This window comes from Agrobacterium tumefaciens (assembly GCF_005221385.1).
Classification (GTDB): domain Bacteria; phylum Pseudomonadota; class Alphaproteobacteria; order Rhizobiales; family Rhizobiaceae; genus Agrobacterium; species Agrobacterium tomkonis.
This window is the reverse complement of sequence record NZ_CP039904.1, coordinates 1,285,744-1,299,757: the sequence shown is the minus strand read 5'-3', so window position 1 is coordinate 1,299,757 and position 14,014 is coordinate 1,285,744. Positions and strand designations below refer to the sequence as shown.

The 14,014-nt window shown below is 59.0% G+C and carries 14 protein-coding genes; 9 read left to right on the top strand and 5 right to left on the bottom strand.

What is annotated here, in order from left to right; genetic code table 11:
* The first annotated feature begins 32 nt into the window (after positions 1 to 32).
* Positions 33 to 1,364 (top strand): UDP-glucose dehydrogenase family protein, encoded by a 1,332-nt coding sequence (locus CFBP6623_RS21205; protein WP_046802113.1) that lies wholly within the window; start codon positions 33 to 35, stop codon positions 1,362 to 1,364.
* Between the two features lie 86 nt (positions 1,365 to 1,450).
* On the top strand, positions 1,451 to 2,473 hold the full coding sequence (locus tag CFBP6623_RS21200; protein ID WP_046802114.1) for an NAD-dependent epimerase: 1,023 nt from the start codon (positions 1,451 to 1,453) through the stop codon (positions 2,471 to 2,473).
* Position 2,474: 1 nt separating this feature from the next.
* On the opposite strand, the gene CFBP6623_RS21195 is transcribed toward CFBP6623_RS21200, so the two are convergent.
* From CFBP6623_RS21195 to CFBP6623_RS21185, 3 genes are read right to left on the bottom strand one after another with little or no spacing between them, the layout of a single operon-like run.
* A complete protein-coding gene (locus tag CFBP6623_RS21195; protein ID WP_046802115.1) occupies positions 2,475 to 3,521 on the bottom strand; it encodes a glutathione synthase in 1,047 nt (348 codons plus the stop codon).
* A gap of 10 nt (positions 3,522 to 3,531) precedes the next feature.
* On the bottom strand, positions 3,532 to 5,409 hold the full coding sequence (locus CFBP6623_RS21190) for a flavohemoglobin expression-modulating QEGLA motif protein (RefSeq protein ID WP_046802116.1): 1,878 nt from the start codon (positions 5,407 to 5,409) through the stop codon (positions 3,532 to 3,534).
* Positions 5,409 to 6,236 carry an N-formylglutamate amidohydrolase gene (locus CFBP6623_RS21185; protein ID WP_046802117.1) on the bottom strand — a complete coding sequence of 276 codons (828 nt, stop codon included), beginning with the start codon at positions 6,234 to 6,236 and terminating at the stop codon, positions 5,409 to 5,411. The genes CFBP6623_RS21190 and CFBP6623_RS21185 overlap by 1 nt, the downstream gene beginning before the upstream one ends.
* Positions 6,237 to 6,526: 290 nt before the next feature.
* Between CFBP6623_RS21185 and CFBP6623_RS21175 the strand changes: the two genes are divergently transcribed.
* The 6 genes from CFBP6623_RS21175 to CFBP6623_RS21150 are packed head-to-tail and all read left to right on the top strand — an operon-like array spanning position 6,527 to position 10,401.
* Complete coding sequence (locus tag CFBP6623_RS21175; RefSeq protein ID WP_046802118.1) at positions 6,527 to 6,748, top strand: hypothetical protein; 222 nt, start codon at positions 6,527 to 6,529, stop codon at positions 6,746 to 6,748.
* Between the two features lie 18 nt (positions 6,749 to 6,766).
* On the top strand, positions 6,767 to 7,327 hold the full coding sequence (locus CFBP6623_RS21170; protein ID WP_046802119.1) for a type 1 glutamine amidotransferase domain-containing protein: 561 nt from the start codon (positions 6,767 to 6,769) through the stop codon (positions 7,325 to 7,327).
* A 55-nt stretch (positions 7,328 to 7,382) separates the two neighbouring features.
* Positions 7,383 to 7,823: a PPC domain-containing DNA-binding protein gene (locus CFBP6623_RS21165; RefSeq protein ID WP_046802120.1), complete on the top strand. Its 441-nt coding sequence runs from the start codon at positions 7,383 to 7,385 to the stop codon at positions 7,821 to 7,823.
* A 53-nt stretch (positions 7,824 to 7,876) separates the two neighbouring features.
* The gene (locus tag CFBP6623_RS21160; protein WP_046802121.1) at positions 7,877 to 8,737 is read left to right on the top strand and encodes a TIGR02587 family membrane protein; all 861 of its coding nucleotides are present in this window, start codon (positions 7,877 to 7,879) and stop codon (positions 8,735 to 8,737) included.
* 7 nt (positions 8,738 to 8,744) lie between these two features.
* The gene (locus CFBP6623_RS21155) at positions 8,745 to 9,155 is read left to right on the top strand and encodes a TIGR02588 family protein (protein ID WP_046802122.1); all 411 of its coding nucleotides are present in this window, start codon (positions 8,745 to 8,747) and stop codon (positions 9,153 to 9,155) included.
* A gap of 19 nt (positions 9,156 to 9,174) precedes the next feature.
* Positions 9,175 to 10,401, top strand: coding sequence for an NAD(P)/FAD-dependent oxidoreductase (locus CFBP6623_RS21150; protein ID WP_046802123.1), 1,227 nt, complete (start codon positions 9,175 to 9,177; stop codon positions 10,399 to 10,401).
* Between the two features lie 7 nt (positions 10,402 to 10,408).
* Here the strand turns inward: CFBP6623_RS21150 and CFBP6623_RS21145 are convergent, their stop codons facing one another.
* Positions 10,409 to 10,894, bottom strand: coding sequence for an MgtC/SapB family protein (locus CFBP6623_RS21145; protein ID WP_080842892.1), 486 nt, complete (start codon positions 10,892 to 10,894; stop codon positions 10,409 to 10,411).
* Between the two features lie 172 nt (positions 10,895 to 11,066).
* On the opposite strand from CFBP6623_RS21145, the gene CFBP6623_RS21140 reads away from it, so the two are divergent.
* Positions 11,067 to 11,567 carry a ferritin-like domain-containing protein gene (locus CFBP6623_RS21140; protein ID WP_046802124.1) on the top strand — a complete coding sequence of 167 codons (501 nt, stop codon included), beginning with the start codon at positions 11,067 to 11,069 and terminating at the stop codon, positions 11,565 to 11,567.
* A gap of 77 nt (positions 11,568 to 11,644) precedes the next feature.
* Here the strand turns inward: CFBP6623_RS21140 and CFBP6623_RS21135 are convergent, their stop codons facing one another.
* The gene (locus tag CFBP6623_RS21135; RefSeq protein ID WP_046802125.1) at positions 11,645 to 13,981 is read right to left on the bottom strand and encodes a glucose/quinate/shikimate family membrane-bound PQQ-dependent dehydrogenase; all 2,337 of its coding nucleotides are present in this window, start codon (positions 13,979 to 13,981) and stop codon (positions 11,645 to 11,647) included.
* Between the last annotated feature and the right edge of the window lie 33 nt (positions 13,982 to 14,014).

Below are 14,014 nucleotides of genomic sequence, written 5' to 3'. Positions count from 1 at the left end.
TAACATGGCCTCGCTAACCGAAAGGAAAAAGAATGCGGATTGTGATGATCGGTTCGGGTTATGTCGGCCTCGTGTCCGGCGCGTGTTTTGCAGATTTCGGTCACGATGTGGTCTGCGTCGACAAGATGCCGGAGAAGATCGAGGCCCTGAAAAAAGGCCATATTCCGATCTTTGAACCGGGTCTGGAGACGATTGTCGCCAACAACGCCCGGGCCGGCCGGTTGAGCTTCACCACCGATCTAACCGCTGCCGTCGCCAATGCCGAGGTCGTCTTCATCGCGGTCGGCACGCCCTCGCGGCGCGGCGATGGCCATGCCGATCTTGGTTATGTCTATGCGGCGGCAAAAGAGATCGCCCATGCGCTCGACGGTTTCACCGTCATCGTCACCAAATCGACCGTTCCGGTCGGCACCGGCGATGAGGTGGAGCGCATCATTCGCGAGGAAAACCCTTCCGCCGATTTCGCCGTGGTGTCCAACCCGGAATTCCTGCGCGAAGGTGCCGCCATCGAGGATTTCAAGCGGCCGGACCGTATCGTCGTCGGCCTTTCGGACGAGCGCGCCCGTCCTGTCATGACGGAGGTTTACCGTCCGCTCTACCTCAACCAGTCGCCGCTGCTGTTTACCACGCGGCGCGCCTCGGAACTCATCAAATACGCCGCCAACGCTTTTCTGGCGATGAAGATCACCTTCATCAACGAAATGGCTGACCTGTGCGAAAAGGTCGGCGCCAATGTGCAGGACGTGTCGCGCGGCATTGGTCTCGATGGCCGCATCGGCCCGAAATTCCTGCATGCCGGCCCCGGTTATGGCGGCTCCTGTTTCCCGAAGGACACGCTGGCGCTTGCCAAGACCGCGCAGGATTATGACGCTCCGGTGCGGCTGATCGAAACCACCATCGCCATCAACGACAACCGCAAGCGTGCCATGGGCCGCAAGGTCATCAACGCCGTGGGCGGCGACGTGCGCGGCAAGAAAATCGCCGTGCTTGGCCTGACGTTCAAGCCGAATACCGACGACATGCGCGACAGCCCGGCAATCGCCATCATCCAGACCCTGCAGGACGGTGGAGCGAAAGTGGTCGGTTACGATCCTGAAGGCATGGCGAATGCCCGCCATCTGATGGAGGATATCGACTATGCGACGGGTCCCTACGAGGCGGCGGAAGATGCCGATGCCGTGGTGATTGTGACGGAATGGAACCAGTTCCGCGCGCTTGATCTGCCGCGCCTGAAGGCGATCATGAAAAACCCTGTTCTGGTGGACCTGCGCAATATTTACCGCACGGATGAGGTCGCCGCGCATGGCTTCATCTATGCTGCCGTCGGCCGCCCACATGAGGGCGGCTCCGACAGGGAACTCTAGCGGTTTATCGTCTGGAATTTCACTGAACCAATTTTCGCGTTTCGGTTTAACCGCAAACGCACCAACAGATTCGGGATATAGTCATCATGCGTTATCTGGTTACCGGCACGGCAGGCTTCATCGGATTTTACGTGGCAAAGCGGCTGCTGGATGCCGGCCATTTCGTGACCGGCTTCGACGGCATGACGCAATATTACGATGTCAGCCTGAAAGAAAAACGCCACGCCATTCTTTCCCGCTCCAACGGCTTCCGGGCGCAAATCGGCATGCTGGAAGATACCGATGCGCTGAAGCGCGCGGCAGAGGCCGCAGAGCCGGAGATCATCATCCATCTCGCTGCACAGGCCGGCGTTCGTTACAGCCTTGAAAATCCGCGCGCCTATATCGATTCCAATCTCATCGGCTCTTTCAACATGCTGGAGCTTGCCAGGAGCCTGCAGGTCAAACACCTGATGCTGGCGTCTACCTCCTCCATCTATGGCGCCAACGAAAAAATCCCCTTCGCGGAGAGCGACAAGGCCGACGAGCCGATGACGCTTTATGCGGCCACCAAAAAATCGATGGAGCTGATGGCGCACAGCTATGCCCATCTACACAAGCTGCCCACCACCGCCTTCCGCTTCTTCACGGTCTACGGCCCGTGGGGACGGCCGGACATGGCGCCGATCAAATTCGTCGACGCGGTTTCCAACGGCCGGCCGATCGACATTTACGGCCAAGGCAATATGAGCCGCGACTTCACCTATATCGACGATCTGGTGGAGGGCATCGTCCGGTTGAGCACGGTCATCCCTTCCGAGGAAAACCGCGTCACGCAGGAAGGCGTCACCGACACGCTCTCGCACCACGCGCCCTTCCGCGTCGTCAATATTGGCGGCGGCCAGCCGGTGGAGCTGATGCATTTCGTCGAAACGATCGAAAAGGCAGTCGGCAAGCCAGCAATCCGCAACATGCTGCCGATGCAGCAGGGCGACGTTCCCCGCACCTTTGCCTCACCCGATCTTTTGAGGGCATTGACCGGTTACGTGCCACAGACCCCGGTCGAGGAGGGCATCAAGGCCCTCGTCGCCTGGTATCGGCAGATGCAATCAGCCGAGCTGCGGGAGTAGTTCAGAGCGTCGCGAGCAACCGGTTGGAGAGGGCGCCACCCGATGCGGCTTGCATGGAGACTTTGGTTTCTACCGCGTCGATGATCGTATCGCTGAAATCGACATTGGTGAGTTCAAGGATATTCGATAAGCCACCCGGTGAAAACACATTCACTTCCAGTATCTTATCACCAACGATATCAAGCCCCACGAGGAACATGCCGTCCTCCACAAGCTTCGGCCGCATCATTTCGGCAAGCGCCACGATGTCGTCCGTTACCTTCACCGCTTCTGCCGTGCCATGGGCGTGAATGTTGGAGCGCAGGTCACCTTTCGCCGGCACACGGCGGAGTGCGGCATATTTGCCGTCCCGCATCAACGGCCGGCCATTCATCATGAAGAAGCGGATATCGCCGTCCTTCGCAGCCGGCAGATAGGCCTGCGCGATCAGATAACCCTCAAGGCTGACTGCCTCGAAAATCTGGTTGAGATTGGTTTCCTTGCTGGAGCCGATCTTGAAGACATTCTTGCCGCCGGAGCCCTGCAACGGCTTGACGATGACGCCCTTGGGATGCGCATCGGCAAAGGCGCGGATTTCCTCGACATTGCGCGAAATGATCGTGGTCGGGCGGACGATTTCGGGAAAGCTCTGGAAATAGAGCTTGTTCTGCGCCAGCGCCAGACCTTCGGGATCGTTCAGCACCACAACACCGCGCTGTTCGGCAAGCCGCCCGAACAGGATGCCGGCATGCACCGCCCATGGCCGCGTCGTCTGGTCGAGCGAGGGGTCGTTGCGCAGCATCAGCGCATCGATTTCTTCCACATCCATCGTCCGCCGCTCCAGCGCCTTATCCTGAAGTGCCGCGTGAAAACCTTCCGATTTCTTGTATTTCGTCTTCGGCAGCACGGTGGCGTGAATGGTCAGGCTGTCATCTGAACGCAGGGTAAAATCCCCAGGTGTCAGATAGACCACCTCGTGGCCACGATTGAGTGCGGCCATGGCCAGCAGGCCGGTTGCGTAGTTCGGCCCTTCGGTTTCAATGGAATTGACGAAAAATGCGATACGCATGAAGCCCCTCCTATAATGTTGCCAGTTCGGCAATGGATAATCCCGCCCGTATTTTTTCCAGCCGCTCATTGGCCTTGGCGGGCAACAGAAATACAGGTCTGACACCCGGCGGACGCAAAAGGCCGCGCAGGGCCAGTTCCTGCATGACCGGGAAATGTTGAGCGGCGATCTTGCCCATCCAGAACGGATCAAGCGCCCCGCCCTTGCGCAGATGCTCCAGCACCTCGGCCAGCCCGCGCAGATAAATCGCATCCTTCGACAGGCCGCCACCACGGTAGATGCGCAGCACCATGTTGAAGGCGCCGGCCTCATCGAAACCGTGCTCACGGGTCATGATGCGGAAGGTCTCAACGAATGTCGCGCCATCAAGCATGGCGGCGCAGCCGACGACGCGGCCGGCAATCAGCCGCAGGCGCTCACGCGTCATGCCACCGGCCAGATGTTCCGCCAGCACCGCCAGCCCCTCCTGCACGCCTTCATAACCGGAAAGGCCGGTGCGGAAGAGCCTGAGCCCCTGAAACGAGCCGTTGAAATAGGTGAGAAGATGCACGCCGATCTCATGCGACAGCAGCGCCTCGACACGGCGCTGTTCCATGACGGTGTGGCGGGAGATCAAAAGCTTCTCGCCCGTCACCATCAGTCCGGGCGGCAGGTCGTCGCGGATTTCGACGCGAGCCTTGAATTCCGGTTCCTCCGCCAGATAGGTCTCGACCATCTCGCGCGATTTCCTGGCGACCGCGTAACAATCCACCATGGCGATTTCGCCGCTCTCCTGCCTGCGCGGGCAATCCTCAAGCACACGAAGCGCCAACGTCAGGAGCGCCGGTTCGACCGCACCGTACAAGGCACGTGAAAAATCGGTGAAGGTGCGATGATGCAGGTTCGCAAGCATCGTCAGCTGCAGGTCGATCTCCTGCTGTTTCTCCCGGTAGAGATGATAGAGCACCGGATCTTCCAGATGATCGAAGACGACGGAATACAGCTTGCGTTTCTGCTCCTCGACATCAACGCCGAGCGGCCGGTAAAGCAGGCGTGGCGCAAATTGAAAGCTGCCGTCGCGAAACTCCTCAAACGCCCGGCGGGCATTGATCGGCGTGACGGATAGAAGAAAATCGAAGGATGAAACGATCTCATCCACCGAGCGGTCGGCCCGCCGGACGGCATCAACAAAGGCCTTGCGGCCAAGCGCCCGGTGGCTGGTGACCTTCAGCGCATCCATACCGGTGGAAAATGACGAGAAAGCCTGCAGACCCGCATCGAAAAGATCGGCAATCATCGTTTCGCGCAGACCGGGATAATCGGCACCGGATTCCGGCTGTCGATAGATCGGCGCGAAGCGCACGCTGATGCAGGGAAAATCCAGACCGGCATTCTGAAACCTGAGGATCGGATCGGATTCCGGTTCCGGCCGGGTGATACGCGGCGTGCGAAAACGCACCTCGGCATCACAGACCGCCTTGATGAAGACCCTGCGGGCTTTCTGCGTTTCCGGTTCTGAAGTCGCTGAAACGGAAACCTCATAATGCGGCAGAAAGGGGGAATCGTCGGCCAGCAGAATATCGTGTTCCAGTTCACCGATATCGAGGACGATGAAGGCGCCGAAACGCTGCAGCATGGCGGCGCCCACGGCCTCGATCAGCGGTGCGGCCTCCTGAATGGTCGAAGCGATGAGATAGGATGCATGGGCGGCGGCTATATCGCGCGCGGCTAGATCTTTCGTACCCCCCGTCAGATGCAGGCAGAGGAACGGCAGCGGCCGGTCGATGTGCAACCTGCCGTCTTTTCCGACATCACGGCGGATAGCCTTGCCGGCCTCCAGGCAGGAGACGACATCATCCACCAGGTCGGCGATGGGGGAAGGCTCGCTGCGGGCGGAGGAAACGCTCATCACCGCGACCCCAGGCATTTTTCAAGAACAGGTTGAAGGGCAGCGATTGTATCACGGATATCCGATATCACGCGTGTGTCCGGCCTTCCCGTCCATTCATCCATGAAGAATTTCTTGAACTCGATTGCGATCGCGCAGCCGTTTTCGGCAAATCGTTCATGGATGAAGCGGGTCTGCTCCCCTTTGCCCTGAAACGCCACATTCTCGCGAACATCAAGGCGTCGACCACCGATAGTCGCTGACGCGAAATGATGACCGACAGCACTGACCACATCGCTCCAGCGGCTGCGATCCATGGAAAATGTACCGATATTGATATCGGGCGCTTCCGCCTGCGCCGTTGCAGGCGCAGCAGCGCCCTGTCGGCGATGATTATAGCTATGCACGTCCAGCACCACAAAGGCGCCATGCCGCCGCTCCACCGCAGAAAGAGCCGCCTCCAGCATTGCATAATAATCGGCGTGGAAATCGAGTGATTGCCGAAGCGCCTCCTCTGCCGGTTCCTCTTTCCAGACCTCAAGCCCCCAGGATTGCTCGGGCGTCAGGTATATCGCCTGATCGGCCGCACGATTGAGATCGATTTCGAAGCGAGAGTGATGAACGACGAGACGATTGGTCAGGCCCGAGATCATCTCGCCGGTGAAGGGATCTTCCTCGCGCAGCCGTTGTTCGGCTGAAAGAGCCATCAGCCCGGCCATTTCCGGGCGAATGAAATGGCCGTCATGAATGGCCGTGCCGATGACGGGCGAATTGCCGAAGTCAATCGACCAGAAACCCTTGTTTTCGTTGTGACCGTACTGTTCGCCGTCGCTCTGTCTGGCTGCCATGCTGCCTCCCCTGCATCGGGTGTAAAACAGCGCGACTTGCCCGTTTGTTCCGGTAAAAATTGCGCGCGATACATTTGCCCCCGGCAAAGACGCCGCCAGAAAAACTGCGGAACCATACCGGAAAGCTCACGTTGTTCCGGCAGGAGGGCCGCCGTGTCAAACGGACGTGATGGTGCCGAAGAACATCGGGATTTTTCCGTTTTCTCCCGGTGGCCAACGAAACGGCAGTCGAGCTTCTTACCCATCCGGCGCCTCTCCGTCCCCAATTTCCGCGCACAAGGAGCTGCGACATGGAAAAGACCGAAACGCGCAAACTTGCGGAAGAGTACCTGCGGCTCGGCGGCACACGCCAGGTAATGATCGACGACAACAAGACCTTCGTGCGCCAATGGGAGCAGGAACCGGCAGACGCCGAGGCATTCTGGCAAACGCACATCGAAAATCTCGAGGCCGAACGCCGCAAGGACGTGGAATTTTTCCTCCCCTCCGTGAATTCGGACAAGGACGACTGAACACAGAAGGAGACAGATATGACTTCAATCAACGCTGCAAAAATCGTCATTCTCGCAACTGACGGCTATGAGCGCTCGGAACTCAGGGTGCCCTACGATCAGCTGAAGGCAAAGGGTGCCGATGTAAAGATCGCCTCGATCAAAACAGGCGAAATCAAGAGCTGGGATAAAAAGAACTGGGGTGACAGCATCGCGGTGGATCTTTCCGCCAAAAACGTCAAATCGGATGATTTCGACGCGCTGGTTCTTCCGGGCGGCCAGATAAACCCGGATATTCTGCGCCATGATGAGGATGCGATGCGCGTGGTGCGCGATTTCGTCAAATCCGGCAAGGTGGTGGCCGCCATCTGCCATGCGCCCTGGCTTCTGGTGGAAGCGGATGCCCTGCGCGGTCGTGACGCCACCTCCTACTGGTCGATAAAGACAGACCTGAAAAATGCCGGCGCCAACTGGAAGGACGAAAAGGTGGTGACGGACAAGGGCATCATCACCTCCCGCAGTCCCGAAGACCTCGATGCCTTCGTTGCGAAAATCGTCGAAGAGGTCGAGGAAGGCCGCCACGAGCGCCGCGCCGCCTAAGGACCGTACAATCCGTGCCGCCGGTCTCCGGCGGCACTCTTATTGGGAGACATCCATGAAAAGCAGATTGCTGGCCAGCGGCGCGGAGCGCACCTTCATTCTCATCGTCGAGCCGGAGGAAGAAGCCTTCGATGCCATTCGCCGTTTTGCGGGCGCGGAAAACATCAACGCTGCGTCAGTGACGGCGATCGGTGCCTTTGCAACGGCAACCCTCGCCTTTTTCGATCTTTCGACGCGGGCGTACCAGGAAATACCGGTCACCCAGCAGAGCGAGGTTCTGAGCCTGCTCGGCGATATTACCCTTGATGAAAACGATGACCCCAATCCGCATCTGCATGTGGTTCTGGGCTTTGCGGATGGATCCACCAAAGGCGGCCATTTTCTGAAGGGCGTGGTGCGACCAACCCTGGAAGTGGTCATCCGCGAAACACCCGCGGAATTGCGGCGCAGCTATCGTCGGGAATTCGGTATCGCCCTTATCGATCCCGCCAAATAAACCGGCGGAACCGGGAAAACACCATTGCGTTATTCCCCCATGTGAGGGGCGGCATGGCGGCAGCGATCAATCGAAAAGACACCGTTGACGATGAGGTCAGACAGTTTCTGACCGGTCTGGCACGCGGCACGGCGGGTGCCCTCCTGTTTGCCCTGCCCATGCTGATGACCATGGAAATGTGGTTCCTCGGTCTTTACATCAATCCCTGGCGGCTGCTGCTGCTTTGCATTCTCAACCTGCCGCTGCTGCTGCTTCTCGCCCGGCGCATCGGCTTTGAGAATATTCATTCCTGGGGCCAGGCGCTGCGCGACGCGATCACGGCCTATGGGCTGGGCATAGCCGTCAGCGCCGCTGTGCTGTTGCTGTTCGGTATCCTGAACGACCAGATCACCGTCTCCACCATCATCACCAAGATTGCGCTGCAATCCGTGCCAGCGAGCATCGGCGCGCTGCTCGGCCGCAGTCAGCTCGGCCAGCATTCCGACGCACAGGACGAGGAAGAAGGCGAATATTCCGGCAAGACCGGTTATCCGCACGAGCTGTTCATGATGATGGTCGGCGCGCTCTTTCTGAACCTCAATGTCGCGCCTACGGAAGAGATGATCCTGATCGCCTACAAGGTGACGCCCTATCATATTCTGGCGCTTTGCCTGCTGTCGGTCGCCATCATGCACGGCTTCGTCTATGCGCTCCATTTCAAGGGCTCTCACCAGCTGCACGAAGGGCAGCAATGGTGGCAATCCTTCATCCGCTTCACCCTGCCGGGCTATGTCATCGCCATCGCCATCAGCATCTACACGCTCTGGACCTTCGAGCGTCTCGACCATACCTCGCTGTCGCAGATCATGAGCGCCGCCGTCATTCTCGGCGTTCCGGCTTCGATCGGCGCGGCCTCCGCCCGATTGATCCTGTGAGGACAAGATGACGATATCGAAGGGCAACAAACATACCGAAAGTTCCGATCCCCATTGGATAGAATGGGTGACAGGCGCGATCTGCACGCTTCTCGTTGCGGCCATGCTCGGCTGGATCGCCCATGACATCTATCGTTACCAGCCGGAGGATGCCCGTTTCGAAATTGCCGTCACCAGCGTGGAGGAGCAGTCCGGTCAGTACCGCGTCAAGTTCGATATCCGCAATCTCTCGATGACGACGGCGGCACAGGTGCAGGTGCGCGGCGACCTGCAGCAAGACGGCACGATGCAGGAAAGCGCTGATGTGACATTCGATTATGTCGCTTCGGAATCAAAGGATGCCGGCACGCTTTTCTTCCGCAACGACCCCCGCCGCGGCACACTCAATCTCAACGTCTCCGGCTATACCGAGCCGTAAGACCTCTCAGGACTATTTCATGCCGACATCCAAACTGACGAAAGAACGCGATCTCAGGGATTCAAAGCCGGTCTGGGCCGATAGCCCACGCATCGGCATCCGCAGCGGAACGACGCCAAAAGCCGACCGTTACGACACGATCGTCATCGGCGCCGGCATCAGCGGTGCGCTGGTGTCTCACGCGCTGCATCGCCCTGGACAATCCATGCTGGTTATCGACAAAAGCGAACCGGTGATGGGCAGCAGCGTGGCCAGCACCGCGATGATACAGCACGAGATAGACACACCGCTGACGGAACTGAGAAAGATGATCGGCAAAGATGCCGCCGATAGGGCATGGCAGCGCTCGGCCCGCGCCGTCTTGCGTCTCGAGGAAATCGTCACTTCGCTCGACATCTCCTGTGGCATGGCGCGCAAGCAGGCGCTTTACCTCGCCGGAGATGAAATGGGTTCACGCGCGCTGAAGGCGGAAGCGGCTGCGCGCGAGGAGGCTGGCATCAAGGCCAAGTTCCTCAATGCTGCGGAACTGAAAGAACAATATGGCCTGGAAAGGACCGCCGCCATTCTCAGCGACATCTCGGCCTCCGCCAACCCCGCGCAGTTGACAGCGGGCCTGTTGCGCCACACGGCGGGTGCAGGCGCTGAAATCGTCTCGCAGCTTGAAATCACCGATCTTAGAAATCTCGGCGACGAGGTGGTCCTCGCCACCGCTGAAGGCAAAATCCTGTCCGCCCGCAATGTCGTCTTCTGCACCGGATATCAATTCCTGAAAATGCTGGAAAGCCCGAAACACCAGATCATTTCCACCTGGGCCCTGGCGAGCAGGAAAGGACTTGAGCTGCCAGACTGGCTGGAGAAGCACATCGTCTGGGAGGCTTCCGACCCCTATCTCTATCTGCGCACCGATCGGAACGGACGCATGATTGCCGGCGGCGAGGATGAGGAAAGTCCCACCTCCTTCCAGTCGGAGCGCAAACTTGCCACCAAAACAAAGATTATCCGCAGCAAGATCGAAAAACTGCTCGGTGTCGATATCGGCGAACCGGAATATCGCTGGGCGGCGGCGTTTGGCACCACCACCACCGGCCTGCCGCTGATAGGCGCGGTTCCCGGCATGAAGAATGTCTATGCCGTCATGGGCTTCGGCGGCAACGGCATCACCTTCAGCCAGATCGCCGCCGAGATCGTGGCTGCCGCCATCAATGGCGGCACGGACCCCGACGCCGATCTTTTCCGTTTGGGCTGATGCCCGCTCATTCGTCCTTGATACCGGCGGCCACCTGCATGCGGCGAAGCGTCCAGAGAACGATGATGCCGACGCCAGAGGCAAGCAGCGCGAGCGGCCACATGCCGAGGCCGGCAGAGAGGCCAATCGCTGCCGAAAGCCACATGCTCGCCCCCGTCGTCAGGCCTTTGACATCACCCTTAGTATAAACGACCACGCCTGCCGCGAGAAAGGCAATGCCGGCCGTCACGGCTTCCACCAGCCGGATGGGATCGAGCCGCGCCGCCTCATGGCCTTCCGCCATGGTTTCCATCATGTGGATGGTGATGACACAGAAGGTGACAGCGGCAAGACCGATCAGCATGTTGGTGCGCAGACCGGCGGTGTTCTTGTGAAATTCCCGCTCCAGACCGATCAGGCCGCACAGAATGACGGCGCCGAACACGCGCACCAGCAGCACCTCGAAAGGCATGGAAACATTCATGGAAAATTCTTCTGCAAGGCTCTGGGGCACTGTTGCGTCTCCTCCCGAAATTTCAACACAGTAAGTTCGGGAAGGCGGGTTGGTTCCACGTGGCAATATAAACGTTGCGCACAACGGAGCCGGAACCATAGCGGCAACGAAAGGTTTGTCTCCCGTGCGCATGGCGCACATCATGCATTTTCACATCATGGGAGAAGGAACAATGGCCGAGAAGAAACTCGACGACCTGTTTTACGACACGCTGAAGGATATCTATTACGCCGAAAGGCAGATCCTGAAAGCCCTGCCGAAGATGGCCCGGGCAGCGACCGACCCGAAGCTGAAACAGGCCTTTGAAAAGCACAAGGAAGAGACGCAGGGTCATGTGGAGCGCCTGCAGGAAGTATTCGAAATCATCGGCAAGCGGGCGCAGGGCAAGACCTGCGAAGCAATCCAGGGTATCATCGCCGAAGGCGAGGAGATCATCGATGATTTCAAGGGGACTGCGGCGCTCGATGCCGGTCTCATTTCGTCGGCCCAGGCCGTCGAGCATTATGAAATCGCCCGTTACGGCACGCTGAAAGCCTGGGCGGAAAAGCTTGGCCACACCAAGGCGGTTTCGTTGCTGGATGCCACACTCAAGGAAGAAAGCAAGACCGACGATGCGCTGACATCGCTCGCCAAAACCTCGATCAATGCTGCGGCACAGAAAAAGGCGGCGTGATCACCTCTTCGACCGCACAAGCAAAAACCGGAATGGTCTCCCATTCCGGTTTTTCATTTATCTGAAGCTGTCGCGTTTTACGGCAGTGTATAAGCGATCACATAGTCGCCCGGCTTGGTGCCGACGGAACCATGGCCACCGGCAACCATCACGACATATTGCTTGCCGCCTTCCAGCGCATAGGTCATGGGCGTTGCCTGACCACCGGCCGGCAGACGCGCTTCCCAGAGCTGTTTACCCGTGGTGAGGTCATAGGCGCGCAGATAGTTGTCGACGGCCGCACCGAGGAAGGCGACGCCGCCCTTGGTGATCATCGGCCCGCCAATGCCCGGCACGCCCACCTTGAAGGGCAGCGGAAGCGGCGTCATGTCATAAACCGTGCCGTTCTTGTGCTTGTAGGCGATATCGCCGGTGCGCAGATCGGCTCCCGCGACATAACCCCATGGCGGCGCCTGGCAGGGGATTTGCAACGGACCGAGGAACGGCCCCATGAACACGCCATAGGGCGCGCCATCATTGCGGTTCAAGCCCTGTTCACTGCCCTTTTCGTCCTGACCCTTCGGCGGGATCTGATCGCGCGGGACGAGCTTGGAGGTGAAGGCAAGATATGTCGGCATGCCGAACATGACCTGCCGCTCGGGATCCACCGCCACGCTGCCCCAGTTGAACGTTCCGAAATTGCCCGGATAGATGATCGAGCCATTAAGCGAGGGCGGTGTATAACGGCCCTTGTAGTTCAGCTGATGGAAGCGGATGCGGCAGGCGAGCTGGTCGAACATGGAGACGCCCCACATGTCCTTTTCCTTCAGCGGCTCCGGCTTGAAAGACAAGGCCGTGGTCGGCTGCGTCGGAGACGTGAAGTCTTCGGGGATCGCACCGCCCGGTGCCGGTTCTTCCGTAATCGGCAGAAGCGGTTCGCCGGTGCGCCGGTCGAGCACATAGATGTCGCCCTGTTTGGTTGGACCGACAAGGGCCGGCACGCTCTGGCCGTCCTTGGTGATGTCGAGCAGCACAGGCTGGGCCGGAACATCCATGTCCCAGAGATCGTGATGGACCGTCTGGCGCACCCAGCGGTCCTTGCCCGTGTTGATATCGAGCGCGACAATGGAGGAGGAATATTTCTCCACATTCTCGCTGCGGCCCATGCCGAGCTGGTCCGGCACCTGATTGCCGAGCGGGACATAAACCAGGCCGAGGCCTTCGTCATAGCTCAGCACCGACCAGCTGTTCGGCGAGTTGGTGGTATAGGTCTCGCCCGCCGCAATCGGCTCTGTCTTTTCCGGATTACCGGAATCCCAGTTCCAGATCAGGGCACCGCTATTCACATCGAATGCACGGATGACGCCGGACTGTTCCTGTGTGGAATAGTTGTCGTTCACCGCGCCGCCGATGATGATCTTGCCCGCCGCGATAACGGGCGGCGAGGTCGAATAATAATAACCGGCGGGATTGTATTTCATGCCCTGTTCGAGATGCAGAACACCTTGATCGGCAAATGAGGTGCAAACCTGACCGGTCGCAGCATCAAGCGCAATCAGCCGCGCATCCGAGGTCGGCAGGTAGACACGCTCGGCGCATGCCGTGCCTTGAGCCGCATTCGGTTCAGCATAATAGGAAACGCCGCGGCACGTCTGGTGCTGGCGGTCCGGATTGAGACCGACATTCGGATCGTATTTCCACTTTTCCTTGCCGGTTGCCGCATCGATGGCAATCGCCCAATTATGCGGTGTGCAGATATAAAGCGTGTTGCCGACCTTGAGCGGTGTCACCTGATAGGTGGTTTCACCCACATCGTCAGGCAGCTTCACGTCACCCGTCTGGTAACGCCAGGCTTCCTTCAGCTGCGAGACATTGTCGACATTAACTTGCGTCAGCGGTGAATAACGCTGGCCATAGGGTGTGCGGCCATATTGATGCCAGTCACCGTCAGGTACATTGCCACCATAAGCGGGCGTAGCCGACGCCGTCTCCTGAGGCAATGAGCCGGGCTTGTCATGCGGATCCTGCGCCATCGAATATCCCGCCACCACGATGGAAGCGAGAACGGAGAGCGCAAGCGGCCAGGCATTGGGGCCATAATTCAGCCCGGTCGGGCTCGCAAAACCAAGCGGCTTTCTAACCCACGGGACCAGAAGCCACAGACCAATCATGATGATCAGACCGCCACGCGGGCCAAGCTGCCACCAGTCGAAACCGACTTCCCAGACGGCCCAGGCGAGCGTCGCGACAATGAAGACAGCGTAGACATGGAGTGCGGCGCGATTGCGCTTGAACAGCAGAATGGCCGTCAACAGGAAGGCCAATCCGGAAAGGACATAATAAAAACTGCCGCCCAGCATTACCAGCTGGGAGCCGAAACCAAACAGCGCAAGGCCGATCAGCGTGAGAACAACTGCAGTGACGGTGACTGCCATGAATGAAACCCCCGATTCCTGTCACTTTGGGTG